Origin of the sequence: Erysipelothrix enhydrae (genome assembly GCF_035066605.1) — a bacterium.
GTDB lineage: Bacteria > Bacillota_I > Bacilli_A > Erysipelotrichales > Erysipelotrichaceae > Erysipelothrix > Erysipelothrix amsterdamensis.
Genome location: NZ_CP125807.1, coordinates 661,714 through 680,367, shown reverse-complemented (window position 1 = coordinate 680,367; position 18,654 = coordinate 661,714). Strand labels below are relative to the sequence as shown.

15 protein-coding genes are annotated in these 18,654 nt (G+C 35.3%); 4 read left to right on the top strand and 11 right to left on the bottom strand.

The genetic code is table 11. The features are described from left to right. Positions 1-3: 3 nt before the first annotated feature. Positions 4-858 (top strand): DegV family protein, encoded by an 855-nt coding sequence (locus LLS04_RS03415; RefSeq protein ID WP_323611943.1) that lies wholly within the window; start codon positions 4-6, stop codon positions 856-858. A gap of 70 nt (positions 859-928) precedes the next feature. Here LLS04_RS03415 and LLS04_RS03410 read toward each other — a convergent pair whose 3' ends face one another. Genes LLS04_RS03410 through LLS04_RS03380 form a run of 7 tightly spaced genes read right to left on the bottom strand, consistent with a single transcriptional unit; the run spans position 929 to position 11,976 of the window. Then, positions 929-3,220 (bottom strand): ABC transporter ATP-binding protein/permease, encoded by a 2,292-nt coding sequence (locus LLS04_RS03410; RefSeq protein ID WP_323611942.1) that lies wholly within the window; start codon positions 3,218-3,220, stop codon positions 929-931. A 47-nt stretch (positions 3,221-3,267) separates the two neighbouring features. After that, entirely contained in the window at positions 3,268-4,401 is a 1,134-nt protein-coding gene (locus LLS04_RS03405) for an ABC transporter permease (RefSeq protein WP_323611941.1), read from the bottom strand. Next, positions 4,385-5,236: an ABC transporter ATP-binding protein gene (locus LLS04_RS03400; protein WP_323611940.1), complete on the bottom strand. Its 852-nt coding sequence runs from the start codon at positions 5,234-5,236 to the stop codon at positions 4,385-4,387. Before LLS04_RS03400 ends, LLS04_RS03405 begins: the two co-directional genes overlap by 17 nt. Positions 5,237-5,293: 57 nt before the next feature. Next, the gene (miaA, locus tag LLS04_RS03395; protein WP_323611937.1) at positions 5,294-6,190 is read right to left on the bottom strand and encodes a tRNA (adenosine(37)-N6)-dimethylallyltransferase MiaA; all 897 of its coding nucleotides are present in this window, start codon (positions 6,188-6,190) and stop codon (positions 5,294-5,296) included. Then, positions 6,187-7,944, bottom strand: coding sequence for a DNA mismatch repair endonuclease MutL (mutL, locus tag LLS04_RS03390; protein ID WP_323611935.1), 1,758 nt, complete (start codon positions 7,942-7,944; stop codon positions 6,187-6,189). The genes miaA and mutL overlap by 4 nt, the downstream gene beginning before the upstream one ends. Continuing rightward, positions 7,937-10,444 (bottom strand): DNA mismatch repair protein MutS, encoded by a 2,508-nt coding sequence (gene mutS / locus LLS04_RS03385; protein WP_323611933.1) that lies wholly within the window; start codon positions 10,442-10,444, stop codon positions 7,937-7,939. Before mutS ends, mutL begins: the two co-directional genes overlap by 8 nt. Further along, positions 10,441-11,976: a PTS transporter subunit EIIC gene (locus LLS04_RS03380; protein WP_254007067.1), complete on the bottom strand. Its 1,536-nt coding sequence runs from the start codon at positions 11,974-11,976 to the stop codon at positions 10,441-10,443. The genes mutS and LLS04_RS03380 overlap by 4 nt, the downstream gene beginning before the upstream one ends. A 65-nt stretch (positions 11,977-12,041) precedes the next feature. Here LLS04_RS03380 and LLS04_RS03375 point away from each other — a divergent pair, with 65 nt between their 5' ends. After that, entirely contained in the window at positions 12,042-13,253 is a 1,212-nt protein-coding gene (locus tag LLS04_RS03375) for an FtsW/RodA/SpoVE family cell cycle protein (protein WP_323611931.1), read from the top strand. Between the two features lie 40 nt (positions 13,254-13,293). Here the strand turns inward: LLS04_RS03375 and LLS04_RS03370 are convergent, their stop codons facing one another. Further along, a complete protein-coding gene (locus LLS04_RS03370; RefSeq protein WP_323611930.1) occupies positions 13,294-14,076 on the bottom strand; it encodes an NAD kinase in 783 nt (260 codons plus the stop codon). Between the two features lie 42 nt (positions 14,077-14,118). Here LLS04_RS03370 and LLS04_RS03365 point away from each other — a divergent pair, with 42 nt between their 5' ends. Further along, a complete protein-coding gene (locus LLS04_RS03365; RefSeq protein ID WP_323611928.1) occupies positions 14,119-14,664 on the top strand; it encodes a CYTH domain-containing protein in 546 nt (181 codons plus the stop codon). Here the strand turns inward: LLS04_RS03365 and LLS04_RS03360 are convergent. From LLS04_RS03360 to dnaX, 3 genes are read right to left on the bottom strand one after another with little or no spacing between them, the layout of a single operon-like run. Continuing rightward, entirely contained in the window at positions 14,627-15,505 is an 879-nt protein-coding gene (locus tag LLS04_RS03360; protein ID WP_323611927.1) for a hypothetical protein, read from the bottom strand. The two genes, LLS04_RS03365 and LLS04_RS03360, sit on opposite strands and share 38 nt — an antisense overlap. Positions 15,506-15,514: 9 nt before the next feature. Then, positions 15,515-16,105 (bottom strand): recombination mediator RecR, encoded by a 591-nt coding sequence (gene recR, locus LLS04_RS03355; RefSeq protein WP_323611924.1) that lies wholly within the window; start codon positions 16,103-16,105, stop codon positions 15,515-15,517. A gap of 10 nt (positions 16,106-16,115) precedes the next feature. After that, positions 16,116-17,918 (bottom strand): DNA polymerase III subunit gamma/tau, encoded by a 1,803-nt coding sequence (gene dnaX, locus LLS04_RS03350; protein WP_323611922.1) that lies wholly within the window; start codon positions 17,916-17,918, stop codon positions 16,116-16,118. An 88-nt stretch (positions 17,919-18,006) separates the two neighbouring features. On the opposite strand from dnaX, the gene LLS04_RS03345 reads away from it, so the two are divergent. After that, complete coding sequence (locus LLS04_RS03345; RefSeq protein WP_003774146.1) at positions 18,007-18,630, top strand: sortase; 624 nt, start codon at positions 18,007-18,009, stop codon at positions 18,628-18,630. The last annotated feature ends 24 nt before the right edge of the window (positions 18,631-18,654 follow it).

Here is an 18,654-nt window from a genome sequence, read left to right as displayed (position 1 = left end):
ATTATGAAAACTGCGGTTATTGTCGATAGTAGTAGTAATTATTATAATGAAAATATCGAAATGGATGGTCTTTTCGCGATACCCTTACAGATCATCAATGAGGACGATGCTTCACTTGAAAGTGTTGAAATTTCAATTGATCAGGTTAATGCCCTCATGAGGGAAAATATTATGCTTCAAACATCATTACCAGCACTTGGCATGATTGAAGACTTATTTAGAGAGATTAAAGTTCAAGGTTATGAACGGATTCTTGCGATACCTATTACCACTGGAATCTCTGGAACTATTGGCGCAATGAATACAGCAGCCCAATTCGTGGATATTGAATTTGTTTTCATTGATTGCTTTACAGCTGCATCAATTGAACTTGATTGTGCAGTTGCTGCTCGAAAACTTCTTGATCAAGGATATGATATTCCTGAAATTAAGGAACGTATTGATGTAGCACTCAATAATGGCAACACATTTATTATTCCTGACGATTTGGCGCATCTGTCACGAGGTGGAAGACTTTCTCCTCTCGCCGCAAAACTTGGTGGTTTTCTCAAAATAAAACCAATACTTCATCTCAATAAAGATACGAAAGGAATCATTGAACCCTTTGATAAAGTTCGAACGATGTCCAAAGCAATTGATCGTGTCATTGAAGCGATGCAAGAAGCAGGCGTTGATGAAACATATAAAATTACGATTGTGGATGTGGATGCAAAGGAAGAACTTAATAAAACTGTTAAGAAATTCGAAGAAGCATTCCCAAACACAGAAATTTATGTGACTGAGTTAATTTCAACAGTAAGTGTTCATGTTGGGATCGGTTCTCTCGCATTTCAATATATGAAAAAAATCGAAGTCTAGAAGGACTTCTTTTTTTTGAGTTTGGTTATTGAGCGAAAAAAAGACATCCAATTTAAGGATGTCTTTTTCACTACTCACTTCTTAAAGCAATAACTGGGTCTTTCTTAGCAGCCATTCTTGAAGGGATTACTCCAGAAATGGATGTAAGGATAATACTAATAATGATTAAAATCACAGCATGTAAAGGATTAACAACAGCGATATTCTCTGTTTTTGTTAGGCTATAGATAATCGAATTAATTGGGAAGGTTAGGAGGTATGTGACTACAATACCTAATGTACCGGATACAAATCCAATTAAGAACGTTTCAGCATTAAACACGCGTGAGATATCTTTTTTACGTGCTCCTAAACTACGAAGTACACCAATTTCTTTTGTTCGTTCAATTACGGATACATATGTGATGATTCCAATCATCAATGATGAAACCACTAAGGAAATTGATGAGAAACCAATTAATACATATGAAATCGTATTAACAACAGTTTCCATAACACCTGTAATCATTTCTGACATGTCACTATATGTAATCTTATCAGCATCTTTTTTGTCTGTATTATAGGCATCAAGATGTGTTCGAATTTCTTTTTTAGCTTCGAAGTCTGCCGGAATGATTGAAATGTTTCGTGGCAATGAAGAGGATCCAAGTTCTTCTAGTTGATCTTTGTAGAGCGCATCAGCTTCTTTGAAAGGATGACCTTCAAATCCCATTCCAGAAACAACACTGTACTCTTTACCTACTTCTTTTTGTGCTTTAACTACTTCTGAATCTATAGAATCTTTAATGAATGATTTTACTAAGTCAGAACGGTAATATAATCCTGGTTGATACATTTGGAATGATGAATCTTCTTTTTGTCTCATAACCCCAACAATCGATAATGTCTTCGCATTTTCGCTACCATAAATTGTTTCATAATTTTGCTGACTTGCTTCTCGATAAAGTCCAAATTCATCTTTAACGAAATAATCATTGTTTTGAACTAATTTGAATTCCTGACCTACTATAGATTTTAGATCAACTTTATCATCTAAATCACCAAGTCCAAGTTCTTTAACCGTTTCTTTTGCAATTCGGTTATAGTTATCAACAACCAAAATCATTTCGTTATCGCCTTTAGGCATACGGCCCTCAAGAATATCGTATTGATCGTTGTTGAAGTCTTCGTTATCAAGTAATTCTCCCATGTGGGATGAACTTGATTGAACATGTACATATTTATCACCTGATTTACGAATCATATTCATATTCGCTTTATGAATATATTGAATTGAAATATATTTATCGGAATCGAGTTTATTAACGTGGTCAATATATTCTTGGGTAATATTGTTTGTTATAACGTTTGTTTGAACTTTAGGTTCATAGATTTGAAGTTTAGAGTCTGTAGGGAATTCATTCAAATCCGTCGTATCTTCTGTAACTATAGGACCTGAAAAATCAAAATCAGATGATCCAATGGTGATCGGTGATGTAGCCAATGTATCCGACTGCATTTTATTAATTGAATTTGATAACCCAGAAGAAAGTGCAAGAATTAATGCAATACCAATGATTCCAATACTTCCTGCAAAACTAGTAAGTACGGTTCTTCCTTTTTTAGCCCAAAGGTTTTTTCCACTAAGCCCCAATGCTGTCATATAAGGCATTTTTGTACGTTTACGCTTAGCAAGTTTTTCACTATTTATATCTGCATCATAAGGATTGCTATCACTTATAATTTGACCATCTAACAATTCCACAATGCGATTACTGTATTCATGTGCAAGTTCCGCATTATGGGTAACCATGATTACAAGACGATCTTGTGCAATTTCTTTAAGTAAATCCATGATAATAACACTTGTTTTACTATCAAGAGCACCCGTAGGTTCATCCGCAAGGATAATCTCAGGATCATTTACAATAGCACGAGCAATCGCAACACGCTGCATCTGTCCACCCGATAATTGGTTGGGTTTTTTATTCAAATGGTCCACCAATCCTACTTTTTCTAAAGCAGTACGAGCACGGGATTCCCCTTCTTTTTTTGAAATTCCTGATAATTTCAATGACAATTCAACGTTTTGAAGAACTGTAAGATGAGGTATTAAGTTATAAGATTGAAATACAAATCCTACTGAACTGTTGCGATAAGAATCCCAGTCACGATCTTTATAGTTCTTCGTCGAGATTCCAGAAATATTGAGATCTCCACTTGTATATCGATCAAGTCCACCGATAATATTCAACATCGTTGTTTTCCCACATCCAGAAGGACCGAGAATTGAAACGAACTCATTTTTTCTAAATGTCAAAGAGACGCCTTTAAGCGCTTCAACATCGCCATATTTTTTTGTTATTTTATCTAGTTTTAACATCGTCTATTCACCTCTAATGTATTAACACAGTAATACATTAGAGGGTTTTAGTCAATCTTTTTCGTATCATTGTCAAAAATAAACATCTCACTGTAGTACTTCGAAAACTCAAATACGAGCAAGAAAAATCCAATTGCAGTCGCAAACGAAAAGGCGATTTCATACTTACTTACATCATACACAAGCACACGAAGTGGGAGAAATAACATACTGAATAAAGGTGTTAGTGATAAATAGACTCCCCATCCTTCAGTCATTTGATAACGGGTGTTGAGAAAAATAGAAAGATAATAGATGCATAACATTAAGAAGTAGAGCGGTCCATGGACGCTCCCAGCTTCTTCAATAGACCGAATGCGTACAGCGAGAACAAGTAAAATTATTTGAATCGTTGCAATTCCTACCATGAGTATTAAAAATGCACACCCTATACTTAAATAATCAGATTGCGATAAGTTTAAATTTTTCATAATATCCAAAAACGTACTTCCTTCAAAATCAAGAATTCCAAGTGTTTGTAATAATTCAACTAATCCTTCGCCTTGATCATATACCTGGCGTACACATATCCAAAATCCAAAAATCATACCGAGACTTAATAATTGAATCGACATCATTATTAAACCTAAGACCACCTTCGTAATGAAGTAGGTTTTAACTTGAACTACCGAACACACCATCTCTAAAACATTTGATGTTTTTTCCATTATTACTTCGCTCATTGCAGACGAACTTAACGATGTAATGAGGAAATATAATGTTGTGAGTATCGAAAAAACAATTTCTAGATTAAGATTATTTTTTGATGTCGTCTTGTAAATGACTATGGGCTTTTCATGACTTCCGTTCTCATAGCTATCAATAATTAGCCCAAGTGTGCTTTTTTCAGTTGGACCTAGTGGTGTTTCTGTTTGAATGGTATAGAAACCATCATTTTTACTAATGATTATAGGAGCTTTTTCATCATATTTAATAATTTTCTCAAACCCATCTGAAAAGCGTTGCCAATCAATATCTATTGTCTTGATTGAGCTTGGCTCCGATACACTTGGTAAGAGGAGTGATATAAATTTATCACCAAACAAGAGACATCCCATCACAGTAAAGACAATTACGTAGAATAAAACTGTAGCTCGATTCATCATGCGTCGCTTAATCGAAAATTTAATAAGCGTCTTCATAAGTCATCTCCACCATTTCTTTTAAAGATACAGAATCAATTACAATTTTTTCAACAAACCGCTTTTCAATCAAAAGCGGCAATACTTTTTTCAATGTGTTCTTTTCATGAATAATAACATACACCTTATCTTCCACGAATTTATAATCCAATCCAAGATGTTTAATATCGTAATATTGTTCTTTTTCCACGATTAAGTAAGTTATCCCTGCTTGAATTTTTAGATCATTAAGGGATCCATACTTCTTCATAACGCCGTCTTTCAATATCAGAATATAATCTGAAACTTCTTCAACCTCTTCATATTGATGACTTGATATCAATATCGACTTTCCGCTTTTCGAAAGCTTGCGCAACAAGCCTTTGATGAGTCTCATATTATGAATATCTAAACCACTTAGTGGCTCATCCATAATTATTGTTTGCGGATCATGAATAAGTCCGCATAAAATTTGAACTTTTTGCTGATTCCCTTTTGAAAGCGTCATAATTTTTGAATTTAGATACATGCCTATTTCCAGATAATTCATCCAATATTCGATGTTTGATTCAATATCACCAAACTCCATGCTATGGAGTCTTGCATAAAGTTCAAGATGTTCCTTAACAGTTATATCTTTGTATAAAGAACGATTCTCGGGTATATAGCCAATTTCAGTGGCAAAAATCTCTCCTGAATCCTGGCGAATTAAACCAGTGATTGTTTTAAACAATGTCGATTTTCCACTTCCATTTACACCTAATACGGCTAGGATTTCTCCCTCACCGATTTCAAACGAAATATCCTTAATTCCCCGATTGTTTTTGTAAAGTTTTGTGAGTTTTTGAACTTTCATATTACACCCCTATAATAGGTGTGCCTTTTCAAAAAATTTTCCTAAAAAAAAGTGGATTTACCACTTTTCTAGATCACTTAGTACAAATTCAAGAGGATCTTCGTTAAATACGTCAATCCAAATACTTTCGGTTTGATGTTTAAACCATGTAATTTGACGCTTCGCAAGTCTTCTCGTATTAGTCTTTATCAGTTCTTGAACTTCATCAATTGAGTTATTCCCCTGGAAATACTCATTAAACTCACGGTAACCGATTGATTGCATACTTTGAAGTGAAAATAAATCCTGATGTTCTGTTCCCAGTTTACTCACTTCATCCAGAAGCCCTTGATCCATCATGTTATCTACCCGCTTATTGATACGCTCATACAGTTTGGCGCGTTCTCCTTGTAGAAAATATATACGAGCATCATAAAGACGTGTTTTTCCTTTATTTTCATTAACATCTGACTTGGGTAAATTCATCCCTTTTACCATTTGTAATGAACGAATGAGACGCTTGCGATTGTTTACATGTATATTTTCAGCTGTTACGGGATCAAGTTCTATGAGTTCTTGCATTAATTCTTGATTGGATAAGGACTCATCAATTTGAGGTAACTCTCGTTCTTCGTTAAATCTGTAGTCATTTAGTAAAGCATTAATGTACAGACCAGTTCCCCCAACTACAATGGGGGTTTTACCCTTACTTACGATTAAATCGATTGCCTCGCGCGCTTCTTTTTGAAATCGTGCAACATGATAGGAATCCGTAATTGAAACAATATCTATTAAATGATGAACAATACCATCTTGTTCTTCAACGGTTGGTTTAGCACTACCAATATTCAATTCCTTATAAACCGCGACAGAGTCAGCACTAATGATTTCTCCATTAATTTTTTTTGCTAATGAAACTGCGAGACTTGATTTCCCCGAAGCAGTAACACCTGCAATGACAATTACTTTTTTCATCGTTTGAACTCCTTGATGAGTTGTTTGTGCTCAACTGTTATAAAAGTTGGTCGTCCATGTGGACAATTAAAAGGTTGTTCACAGGCTCTAAGTTGTCGAACCAACTCAGTCATCTCATCCATTGACATGTACTCATTAAATCGTACTGAAGAATGACAGGCTAAGGTTGCAAGTACATTACGACGTAAATCTTCTTCACGAATTGTTCGCTCATCTTCAAACATATCTAAAACTTCATGAATAAATTCTGAAACAACTTTTTCTTCAATCCATAAAGGCGTACTTCTTAAAACAAACGCATCTTCTCCAAAAACTTCTAATTCAAGCTGAAATTCTTTGAGTATTTGGTTAATTTCATTAACACGACCGATTATAGGCTTGCGTCCTTCAATAATTAATGGAATTAAAAAATCTTGCGTTGGATTATTTTGATTAAGCATTTTGTTTTGGTAGTACTCATAGCGAACACGCTCCATCGCTGCATGTTGATCGATAATATAGAGTCCCTGATCCCCTTGAGCCAGAATATAACATCCGCTCATCTGTGATAAAACAGTAAGAGGTTCAATTTTTTCTGATTCCAATTGAGGTCCAATTTCACGCGGTTTAAAATCTGAAATTGGTAATGAATCAGGCATATAATCAGTTACATATATTTTCTTTGGTTCTTCAATGAGCGGTTCAAATCGTGGCATTGGTTCACCGAGTAGAGCTTCTTTTATATCGGTCTGAACGGGAACAGGACTTGGAAATGTTACGCGTTGAGGACGCATATTTTTATCTAAAATTGATGAAAAGCAATCCTGAATAAGTTCCACAAGAACATTATCTTTAGATAAACGAATCTCCCATTTACTAGGATGAACGTTCACATCTACTAACTGAGGATCAACATGGATGTTCATCACGACAATCGGATAGCGATCAGTAGGCATATGACGTCGATATCCATCAACAATCGCCTTCTGTATCTTAGGAAAACGAATCATGCGATTGTTAATATACAGCCAAATTGAATATCGATTCGCTCGGTTGTGTTGTGGAAGCGCCATAATACCATCAATTTTAAAATCATAATTTTCTGCACTAAATAACTGTGTATCTTGGGTTACTTGTGCACCGTAAACACGATGAAAAACATCTGCAAGGTCATTTCTTCCATAACTTCTAAAACTTACTTTGTCCTCATTATAAAGTGTGAATGATATTTGAGGATTACCCATCGCGAACTTTTGAATTGTATCGAGTACAATAGACGTTTCATAATGAACATTTTTAATATGTTTTAATCGTGCTGGTGTTTTAAGAAAGAGACTCGAAACAGAGATTGTTGTGCCTTGATTGCGAGCTGCTCTCTCTTTTACCTTTTTAACTCCATTATCGATGATCATTCGATGTCCTTCGACGCCATCATTCGAGATTGCCTCAACATGGCTTACAGATGCAATCGACGGCAAGGCTTCACCTCGAAATCCAAATGATGAAATCGTATTTAGGTCGAGAACGCTTTTAATTTTAGACGTTGAATGACGTTCAAAGGCTTGAGATAAATCTTCACCACTCATGCCCTCACCATTATCGCTTACTTCAATTAATCCCATTCCACCTTCAACAATGCGCACTTCAATACTTGTAGCATTCGCATCAATTGAATTTTCTACAAGTTCTTTGATAATTCCGGCTGGACGTTCTACAACTTCACCAGCAGCAATCATATTTGTTAGATGTGTATCCAGTACTTTGATTTTATTCATTGCCTTTGTCCTCAATGATTGATTTTAATTCAGAAAGAACCATGAGTGCTTCAATTGGTGTTAATTGATTCACATCCAGGCTCTGCAATTTATTTTTAACAACACTATAACCTTGCGGTTCAATTTCCACGGTTAAAACTTTTGAATCAATATCTAAGCGACTTTTTGATAACTCAAGAATCTCTAAGTTATGTTTTGCACGCTCAATGATACTTTGTGGCAGATGCGCCAACCGTGCTACATTTATCCCATATGATTTATCTGCACGTCCATCAATTACTTTGTATAAGAATGTCACATCATCATTTTCTTCGTGAACTTCGACGTGAATATTTTTAATGCCATCATACATTGATTCCAATGTCACCAATTCATGATAGTGTGTGGAAAAAATCGTACGACTCTGAATCGAATTATTAATATACTCGATAATCGCTTGCGCCAGTGCCATTCCATCATAAGTCGAAGTACCACGTCCAATTTCATCAAATAGAACTAACGAATGCTTCGTAGCACGAGATAAAGCAGCCTGAGCCTCCATCATTTCTACCATAAAAGTAGATTGACCCATGAGAATATCATCACTTGCACCCATCCTTGTAAAGATTTGATCTACAAGACTTAATGTCATTGTTTCACAAGGAACATAACATCCAATCTGCGCCAAAATAACATTAAGTGCAACCATTCTCATATAAGTACTTTTACCACCCATATTGGGTCCCGTTAAGATTAAAGTATTTCGACTTGTATCCATTAATACATCACTAGCGATATATTGATGATCTTTTAATGTAGACTCTAAAACAGGATGCTTACCATTTTTAATATCTAAGACATTTCCAGAAACAAACTGAGGTCGTTGATATCCAGGTAAAGATGAAATCTCAGAGAGTGATAATAAGGCATCCATCAATGCAATTGCTGAACCAATATTATGAATTTCCGAAGTATATTGGGAAATATAATGTGTCACTTTATCGAAAAGTTCATGCTCTATTTCCAAAATACGTTCACTCGCTTGGCTTGTTTTAAGTTCGTATTCTTGTAATGCTTCACTGATGTATCGCTCTGCATTCGTCAAGGTTTGCTTTCGAATATAACCAAAATCATCTCGAACATTCTCGACTTGACCTTTAGTAATTTCGATATAATATCCAAATGCTCGGGTGTAACCAACTTTTAGGTTTTTTATACCCGTTTTTTCACGTTGTTCCGCCTCAAAATTGACCAGCCATTTTCTTCCGTTTTTTGAAAGTTCTAATAACTCGTCCAATTCGGTATGAATCCCTTGTTTAAAAGTTCTACCTTCTTTAAGAGCAACCGGAGCATCATCTAATATATGTGTATCCAATAATTGATATACATCTAAAAGTGGATCGACAAGCATAAAACTAAAACAATCGATGCCATCAACCGTTTCTTGCATTTGTTTAAATGTACCTAATGTCTTCTTCAAACGAACAAGATCCTGTGCATTATGTTTAGCCGTTGATAAACGGGCAATAACACGATGAATATCGTAGGTTTCTTTCAAACTATGACTTAATGAATCTGCAAGTAAATAATCTTCAATTAGCGTCTCTATCTGGAGGTGACGCTTCTCAATTGACTCAACACTAACCAGAGGTTGCATCAACATTTCTTTAAGTGCACGTGCCCCCATGTTTGTTTTAGTACGATTAATAAAGTGAAATAGTGATAATTCTTTACCTTTTTGATGATCAATGAGTTCCAGATTCGTCATAGTTGCATAATCCATACGTAGATATGCTTCATCATTTAAAACGACAACATTAGACAGATGATTCAGACTTCGTTTATGTGTATAAATGAGATATTGAATTAAGCGTGCTTGTGTTTTGCGGATTGTAGGGTCTTGATGTTGGATATCCTCTGCCAATTCTTCTTGATATGAGACATATATTTCAGTTTTATTTTTAATTTCATTGATAATCTTAGCATCAAAATGTTCCGAAACGACAATTTCTTTAACTTGAAATTGTTGGAGTACTTTTATAATTTCGACGAAATCATTCATAACACGAATTGAGCGTAAATTACCCGAAACAATATCACAACTTACAATCGTTGCATAAACCAAATCAAGCGTAATTGAAGCAATCTCTCGTGTTTCGTTATCATCCATCTCAAAATAAGTACCTGGGGTAACTATCTCAACTACATCTCGTTTTACAATTCCCTTCGCTTCTTTAGGGTCTTCAACTTGCTCTACTATCGCTACTTTATAGCCAGCTGCTACTAATTTTTGAATATAACCTTGTGCTGCATGATGTGGAACACCACACATAGGCGCTTTTTGATCTTTACCTGCTGATCGTGCGGTTAAGACAAGATCTAAGACTTTCGATGCGGTAATTGCATCTTCAAAGAACAATTCATAGAAGTCTCCCAAGCGATAAAACACCAACGCATCATTGGTGTTTTTCTTTATGTCCATATATTGTTGTAGCATTGGTGTTAATGTTGCTTTAGTCATTCTTCAATTTCCTCTTTAGGGAGCGCATCAAGATGACGATTTACAGCACGTTGTAACATATACGATGAAGATCCAACGGAAAGTGTAAATCCTTGTCGTGTTTCAACGATACGCGTAACACCTTGACGGTGTAACCCCGAAACATTTAATTCATCACGATCACGCAATGCAACATGTATATGAGTTGGTGTACTTGATATTGCTTCAATATTTTCAAGACCACCAAGTCGTTCAATGAAATCATTAACACGTTCTTTTTTACTTCCAACATTTAAGACATCAATTGCCATTCTACTATAGTAGAAACGGGTCATTGCAAAGTAAATAATAAATGTAATAATACCAACTAATAGAATAATCATAATTTTATTAAACATGACTGTATTTCTCATAAGCCCAATAAAGTCAATGAGGTTACCGGGTGTTGCACTTGTTAATGATCCCAAATAAGAGAACCCGACAGTTGCTCCAAAACCTACAAGAATCGCATAAATAAATGCGGTCATAAAGAGATGGAAGAAATACAGAATCGGACTTGTTAAGAGCATTAATAATTCAACTGGGAAAATAATACCGCCAAGCATTGATGTTAAAATTACAATAATAAAGAGTGAAATATTCTTCTTTAAAACTTTTTTATTTGAGATTGTTGAAATTACTGCAAGAAGATAACCTGGAATTGCAAATAAATTAAGTACATAATATGCACTTGTATAGCGTCCAGCACCACTAATCATATTTAGACCCTCTTTAAGTTGAGCAGTCCATATATTAGCATCTCCCACAAACGTTTCTCCACCGATATTCATCCATGATCCACCCAATGACCCCAACCAGATTTCCTGATGCATCATTGTTTGAATATTACCGAGTGTTAAAAGACGTTCTAAGCCTCCATAGGCAAAGAGACTCATAGGATTATGTGAATCAGAAGAGATAAATTTCAATGCATTGTATATTCCATCAACAAACATAGGCCATCCATATGCAAAAATCGCCCCTACGATTGCTGAACCAATAATCGAATTTACTAATTTAATTGTATCTCTATCTAAATAAGAAACTTGAGAAAATCCAGTTGTTTCTTTATGGCTTCGATAACTATATCGAACCACTAATAATACGGCTAAGAAGCCAAAAATTCCTGTTTTAAACAAACCATATGTTTCGTTTCCAATTGTAATGTTTAGAATGTCTGAATACGCAGCTTTAGGTGAAGTCGTTGGTGACAATAAGGTCATCACAACTAAAAATACTAAATATGAAATGAATCCTGTAACCACAACATTGGTTTCATCATTTCGATGCGTTAACAATTTAATAAAAACATACAGTGGAAAATATGATAAAATGATACCACCAGCATACAACAACAATTTCGATGCTGTAACAAATAGTGGACTGTTAAATTTAAATATCATTACGATATATGGGTTTGCTATAATAGAACCGATTGTAATCAAGAAACAACCCAAGAATAATGATTTCAATGGGAGTTGTAACTGTTCATAATATGTCTGAAGACGATTCATTTTGAGCACCTCTAACTTTTCCATTCTATTATACACTATTACATTCATTCGCAAAAGGAGGCACGATGAACAAATTTATAAATGAAAGCAAACGACACTTCACCCTTGATGTGACTTTAATTGTCTTGCTCTTTGCACTTTTTGGAATAAGCCTCGTTGCAATTCATCTTGCAGCACCACTTATGAACCAAGATGGCGGTGTCAATTTAGTCATTAAGCAAATTAGTTGGATTGTCGTTGGTCTTGGAGTCGTTGCTTTTCTCCTCAAAATCGGTGTCGACCGTATCTTCACTGCAGTGGACATTGCCTATTGGATTTTGATGGTATGTCTACTCGGTCTCGTCATAGCACGGGTACTCTCTTTACGCTTTGGGATTCATATACCCTTTGCCGCTGAAATAAACGGTACACATGCTTGGTATTCTATTCCTGGTATTGGTTCCTTCCAACCGAGTGAATTTATGAAAATCGTACTCGTAATCAAAACAGCCAATACAATTCATGACCATAACACTTTAAAAACAGAATATTCATTCAAAAGTGATTTTGAATTAATCTATAAAATGATTAAGTATGTTCTTCCACCTTTTATTCTTATATTTTTCCAACCCGATACGGGTGTACCAATCGTAATTCTTGTCAGTCTTGCTACAATGTTCTTCTTATCCGGTGTTCGAAGAGAGTGGTTTATTGTTATTGTAGGGCTTGCTCTTGGACTTCTACTTGGTATCGTGTGGCTCTACTATAATAATCAAGAATTGCTAAATACCATTCTTGGTGGTGGAGCAACCCATTACCGTCTTACCCGCTTCTACGGTTGGCTGGATTATGAGAAATATCCACAGTCTTATGGATATCAACTCTTCCAAGCATTGCTTTCTCTTGGGACTGCTGGACTAACAGGACATCCCTTAGGATCTGTAATTGCACAATTCCCTGAACCCCAAACCGATTTTATTTTCGCAGTTATCTCGCAAAACTTTGGATTCCTGGGTGCTTCGTTGGTCGTTATCTTATCGTTTGCTTTTGATATTAAACTTGTAGTTAATACATTAAGAAGTAATTTATCAAAAGAGCGGTATATGATGATGGGGATTATTGGTATGATTGTATTCCAAGATTTACAGAATATAGGTATGATTCTTGGTATTCTTCCAATTACAGGAATTACACTCCCCTTTATATCGTATGGGGGATCATCATTAGTATCCTATATGATACCGATTGCTGTTGCACTGCATATGTATAGTGAAACCGTCAATCTACATAAACATTAAAAAAGAAGGTGTGACTTAATTGTCATACCTTCTTTTCATTTTAAAACAATGCATTTAACCGTTGAATGTGTGGAATATCATTGAAACGAGCAAAGCGCATTACTTTGGGATAACTCGATATTCTAATCTCATGAATGCCATCTAGATGTTCATGTAAGTGGTCATAACATAATAGAGCGTGATCAAACGAATCACTTTTCAAAATAATCTTTGAATCAGGTTGCATGATTAAGGGCGAATCCAAACTGCGTGCATAACGATGATGAATTCCTGATATTTCGGTAAGTTGTAATAAGTCCAATCCTGGAAAAATTACTGCACCTCCAATAGAACGATTATACGCCGTAGATCCATACTGACCTGAGATACAAACACCATTACCTCTAAAGGTTTCGAAATAGCAATCATCAATATATATCTCTAAAGCTTGTGTTTTAACGATATTCTCAACACGTATTTCATTTAAAGCACAGACATGAATTTCTCGAGTATCATTGATACAGAGCGCTTCAAGAATAGGTTTTTCTTCAATAACAGGCTCATTATGTACGACATCCTTAATGAATTGATCAACACAATCTTTTGTATAGTCCGTAGAAAAACCAAGGGTTCCTGAATGAATTCCTACGAAAGCTACGTCATCAATTATATGGATCCAATCATGAAACGCTTTTAAGAGTGTTCCATCTCCTCCAACACATATAATGAGTTCGGGATTTTCAGAATCAAATACAAAATTATTTTCCACAAGCGCATCGCGTATCTTCATGCAAATACCTTGTGACGCAGCATCACCACGTTGAACAAGTGTGAAACGTTTCATAATCCACTTCCTTTTCCTTTGAACTTATTGTACCATAGATGTATGAAACAACATCTCGAAATTGAATATAAAACGCAACTTACACAGGATGAATTTAATCTTCTTTTAGATTCTTTCCCTTTTAATGATCCAAAGTATCAAGAGAATACTTATTATGATACGCCTCAAGGTTCATTATTTAAACAACATTCCATGTGTCGTATTCGCACAATTGGAAGTACTTACGAATTCACATTAAAGGTGCCACAAGAAGAAGGTGTATTGGAATATGAGGTTACCTTAAATGAAAAGTCACTTATGGATGAACGAATCATTGATTTTTTGAACACAAAATCAATTGACGTGAATGAAATGGAAGTCATCGCATTTAGTAATACGGTTCGATATGAATATTCTGATATCTACGGCGTGTGGTGTTTAGACTATACCCGTTTCTTAAATGGTTCTGATTTCGAATTGGAATATGAACTCCATGAAAGCAATGAAAAAGCGTACCCACATTACCTTGATACGCTTAAATCCCTAGGAATTCAATATAAAGCCTCAAAACCTAAATATCTACGAGCTCTAAATTCATCCGTTGAATAAGATCTTGGTAAGGTTGTGAAACACTTTGATTCTTAGTACATAAGGCAATCGAGAACTTGAAATCATCAAGTTCTTTTTTTATTACCCAGGAAATACCCAACAATGGATAGATTTGGTTTTTAATTGAAGAACACGGCAATAAAACAGAGGCTTTCTTGTTACCATTATATGTATACCCTATTGAACCAATTTTGTATATTTCTTCATTTGAAGGAATCATAGTTTCTTGTATCTGAGTCCATTCCGCGCGTATACTTGCGATTACATCTCTTAACCGTTGGTGATCGATATCTTCTTTGATATCTTTTACACTTAGTGCGTGTTTATGGACTTTAGTAAACCATTCATCAATGCCTATTTCCAGTCCTTTGTTTAGTAAATTCAATACAATACTGTTCTCCTCATCTTCAAGATAGGTAAACGATTCGAGACGTTTAGTTAGCTTAAAGTCGACTTCATGTAAATAGATAGGAGCCGCGAAGAACTTAATATTTTCGAGTTCAATACTTTGAATTTGTTTCGGTAATTTATTATCTTTAGTTCGATTTAAAATCGCTTCTTCAAACATATCATAAGAGGTATATCCGTTCATGGTTCCATATTGATCCCATGTTCGTCTCACGCTCATGGTACGGATTGTTTTCGCGCGTCCATAACCAATAATCCCTTTTTCTTTTGTTTGAGGATGTGTATACCGTTTGTCTAAGAAAAAAAGCAAGTCACCAACATCAAACCGCTCGAATCCTTTAAGACTTAGTCTCCAAAAATTCACAGTTTGATTTCCATTAGTTCGATGATATTCAACCATCTTTTCATCGGAAATATACGCTATTGAGCTCATATGGACCTCCTATTTGACTTTACTTCGACCCTCAAAAGCTTTCATTAGTGTCATATCGTCTGCATAATCTAAATGTCCACCTATTGGTAAACCAAATGCTAAACGTGAAACATCTGTCTTGTCCTCTAATTTTTTTGCGAGATAGAGTGATGTCATTTCGCCTTCAACTATAGCATTAAGCGCCAAAATAACTTCAGTAACATTTTCATCTACACGATTAATGAGAGATAATATATTTAAATTCTCAGGAAGTATCCCTTTCTGAGTAGAGATTAATCCTCCTAATACATGATAGACACCATGGTATTCATTCATTTTTTCGATTGAGAATGCTTCTTTTGCAGTAGCAACCACACATATTATGGAACGATCACGTGTGTTATCTTTGCATATCTGACAAACTTCCTCATCTGAGAGGTTGTGACATACCTTACATGATTGAATCTCATGTCGTGCGATGGTTAGATCTTGTGAAAATTTATCAACATCTTGTGTTTGTTGATCCAAGATACTTAATGCATAGCGCTCAGCCGTTTTTTGTCCAACTCCTGGAAGCATCATAAACGACTCAATTAATTGTTCAAGTTTTTTAGGATACATATATTCACACCTACGATTCTATTATTTCAACAATGCCTCCAAAAAGTTCTTTTACCTTTTCGAGACTTTCATCTTTTTGTTCACGCTCTTCTACTTGCGTTGTATCGTGAAACGTTTTTGGTTCCATTGGTTCCGGTAAGGCGTTTTCTTTTGAAAGTACTAAGAATTTAAAAACTGCTTCAGAATACATTTCTTGTGTAATGGCTAAGATTTGTTTATCAGCACCAAAGAGCATTTTAGAGAATCCGTATAACTCAGTTTGATTTCTCTGTTCCGCAACTTCTCTTACTGCAGCCTCATTTACAAGCGCAATTACAGCGAAGAAATGACTACTTAATACCAATTTCCCTCCGCTTATCAAACGGCTAGCACGGGCCCACTTAAGATCGACCTTATAGCGATCGATTTCTTGATACGATGCATCATCTTGTATACGAATTGCTTTATCAGCTGTCACCATATATCGAACGACATCATCAACCGTTAAAAAAGATTCAGTTTGTTCGGTTGTCACTTCACTCAATACTTGTGTTTCAATAACAATTTCTTCTTCTACAGAATCTATATCATTATCTTCTTCGAATGGAATACTCTCTTCAACAGGTGCTGGCTTCTTAATTACTTCGATTTGAGTTGAAGTTTTTGGTTTTTGTGGCTTAATATTGTTTTCTGCTCGATAAATTTGTTCCGCTGTCATTGTTGGTTCAGTCTGTTGATTTAAATTCACGTTATTATTACTAAATGAATTAAAGACATCTACCATAGCGACTTCAAAATAAGTTGATTGATTCTGTGAGAATTTCATTTTGTCAGTATAACTTAATAATTTTTCGATAACTTTCAAACGTTCATGAACTTGGAGTGTTTCTGCGAGGTAATGAATAAACATTAGACTGTTCTCATTAACCAACGCATCAGACTTTGTATGTGAGTAGATAATTGAGTCTTTCAATCCACTGACTAAATCCATCATTAAACGATCAATATTAACACTTTTTTCATTCATCATTGCAATTTGATTAACTAGTGCTTCCATTTGTTGTTCACGAATGCTATCAAACAACTTGATTTTATCTTGGTCTGTAATAATGCCATTGGTGTCATAAATTTGATTTACTGTAATTTGATCATCTGCGAGTACAATCGCTTGTTCTAGGATTGTTAATGCATTTCTAAGCCCACCACCGGATAAGCTTGCGATCGGTTTTGATACACCTTGTTCGGCCTCTACATTTTCATTATTAAGGACATAGTCCAGTCGTTTCGCGATATCTACTTCACCAATACGATTAAAATCATAGCGTTGACAACGTGAAATTATAGTGGGTAATACTTTATGTATTTCTGTAGTAGCTAGGATAAATACCACGTGACTTGGTGGTTCTTCTAATGTTTTAAGAAGTGCATTGAAAGCCCCTTGCGAGAGCATATGAACCTCATCAATGATATAAACTTTATACTTCCCAAGTATCGGCGTATATTTCACTTTTTCGATTAGACCACGAATTTCATCTACACCATTGTTACTCGCTGCATCGATTTCGATGAGGTCTGGATGTGTACCATCAGCGACGGCTAAACAGTTATCACAGGTTCCACAGATTACTTGATCTGGGTTCTCACAATTCACTGCACGTGCAAATAATTTCGCGATTGATGTTTTTCCAGTTCCACGTGGACCACAAAAAAGATATGCGTGTGATATCTTATTTTTAGTAATCGAATTTTTTAATACATTAACGACATGTTCTTGCCCCACAACTTCGTCAAGATGTGCAGGTCTATATTTACGATATAACGATTGATACGACATATTATCACCTTTATCTCATTATATCATGGAGGACCTTATATTGATATTCTGTTTTACAATCTATATAATGTAATTAAGGTGGATAACTATGGAAAACAATACTAAGAAAAAGAAAAAATTTAATTTATTTGGTTTTTTAGGAATTATGATGATCCTCGCTGGATTGGGAATAATCATTTATGATGTCGGTTCTTCTTATCTTGAACGTGAAGCGCTCAAACGAGAATTACAAGATTTCCTTAATGCTCCCCTACCTCAAGATGATTCTGATGGTCCTTCAAAACAAGAAACTGATAAATGGGGATCGATCGAGATTGAAAAACTTGATATCAACCATTTAATTGTGAAATCTGACGACTGGGGTTATCTCAATCGTTATGTTGTAGCCTGGAATCGGTCAATAGACCCTCCTGGAGAAGGAAACTTCTCAATTGCTGGACATAATGGTCGTTGCGCAAGCTGTGTCTTCCGTGATTTTGAGAAGATTGAAAAAGGCGATACGATTAAATTACATCGTAAAGAAGATAACACTACTTATATATATAAGGTTTACGATAACTTTGAAGTTCCTTATACCGATACTTCTGTACTTAATGACGATGAATCTCGTGGAGCTACACTTACACTTGTAACATGTACCGAAGCGAATGATTACAGCGTTAACCGTACAATCATTAAAGCAGAACTTGAAAGTTCTGAACCAACTCGTTAAGTAAAGAAACAAAATAAAAACACC

Coding starts and splice junctions, on each gene's coding strand:
- LLS04_RS03380 (WP_254007067.1), bottom strand. CDS start 11,976: ATGAATCGTCTTCAGACATATTATGAACAGTTACAACTCCCATTGAAA.
- LLS04_RS03405 (WP_323611941.1), bottom strand. CDS start 4,401: ATGAAGACGCTTATTAAATTTTCGATTAAGCGACGCATGATGAATCGA.
- miaA (WP_323611937.1), bottom strand. CDS start 6,190: ATGAAAAAAGTAATTGTCATTGCAGGTGTTACTGCTTCGGGGAAATCA.
- mutL (WP_323611935.1), bottom strand. CDS start 7,944: ATGAATAAAATCAAAGTACTGGATACACATCTAACAAATATGATTGCT.
- LLS04_RS03365 (WP_323611928.1), top strand. CDS start 14,119: ATGAAACAACATCTCGAAATTGAATATAAAACGCAACTTACACAGGAT.
- LLS04_RS03415 (WP_323611943.1), top strand. CDS start 4: ATGAAAACTGCGGTTATTGTCGATAGTAGTAGTAATTATTATAATGAA.
- LLS04_RS03345 (WP_003774146.1), top strand. CDS start 18,007: ATGGAAAACAATACTAAGAAAAAGAAAAAATTTAATTTATTTGGTTTT.
- mutS (WP_323611933.1), bottom strand. CDS start 10,444: ATGACTAAAGCAACATTAACACCAATGCTACAACAATATATGGACATA.
- LLS04_RS03410 (WP_323611942.1), bottom strand. CDS start 3,220: ATGTTAAAACTAGATAAAATAACAAAAAAATATGGCGATGTTGAAGCG.
- LLS04_RS03360 (WP_323611927.1), bottom strand. CDS start 15,505: ATGAGCTCAATAGCGTATATTTCCGATGAAAAGATGGTTGAATATCAT.
- dnaX (WP_323611922.1), bottom strand. CDS start 17,918: ATGTCGTATCAATCGTTATATCGTAAATATAGACCTGCACATCTTGAC.
- recR (WP_323611924.1), bottom strand. CDS start 16,105: ATGTATCCTAAAAAACTTGAACAATTAATTGAGTCGTTTATGATGCTT.
- LLS04_RS03400 (WP_323611940.1), bottom strand. CDS start 5,236: ATGAAAGTTCAAAAACTCACAAAACTTTACAAAAACAATCGGGGAATT.
- LLS04_RS03370 (WP_323611930.1), bottom strand. CDS start 14,076: ATGAAACGTTTCACACTTGTTCAACGTGGTGATGCTGCGTCACAAGGT.
- LLS04_RS03375 (WP_323611931.1), top strand. CDS start 12,042: ATGAACAAATTTATAAATGAAAGCAAACGACACTTCACCCTTGATGTG.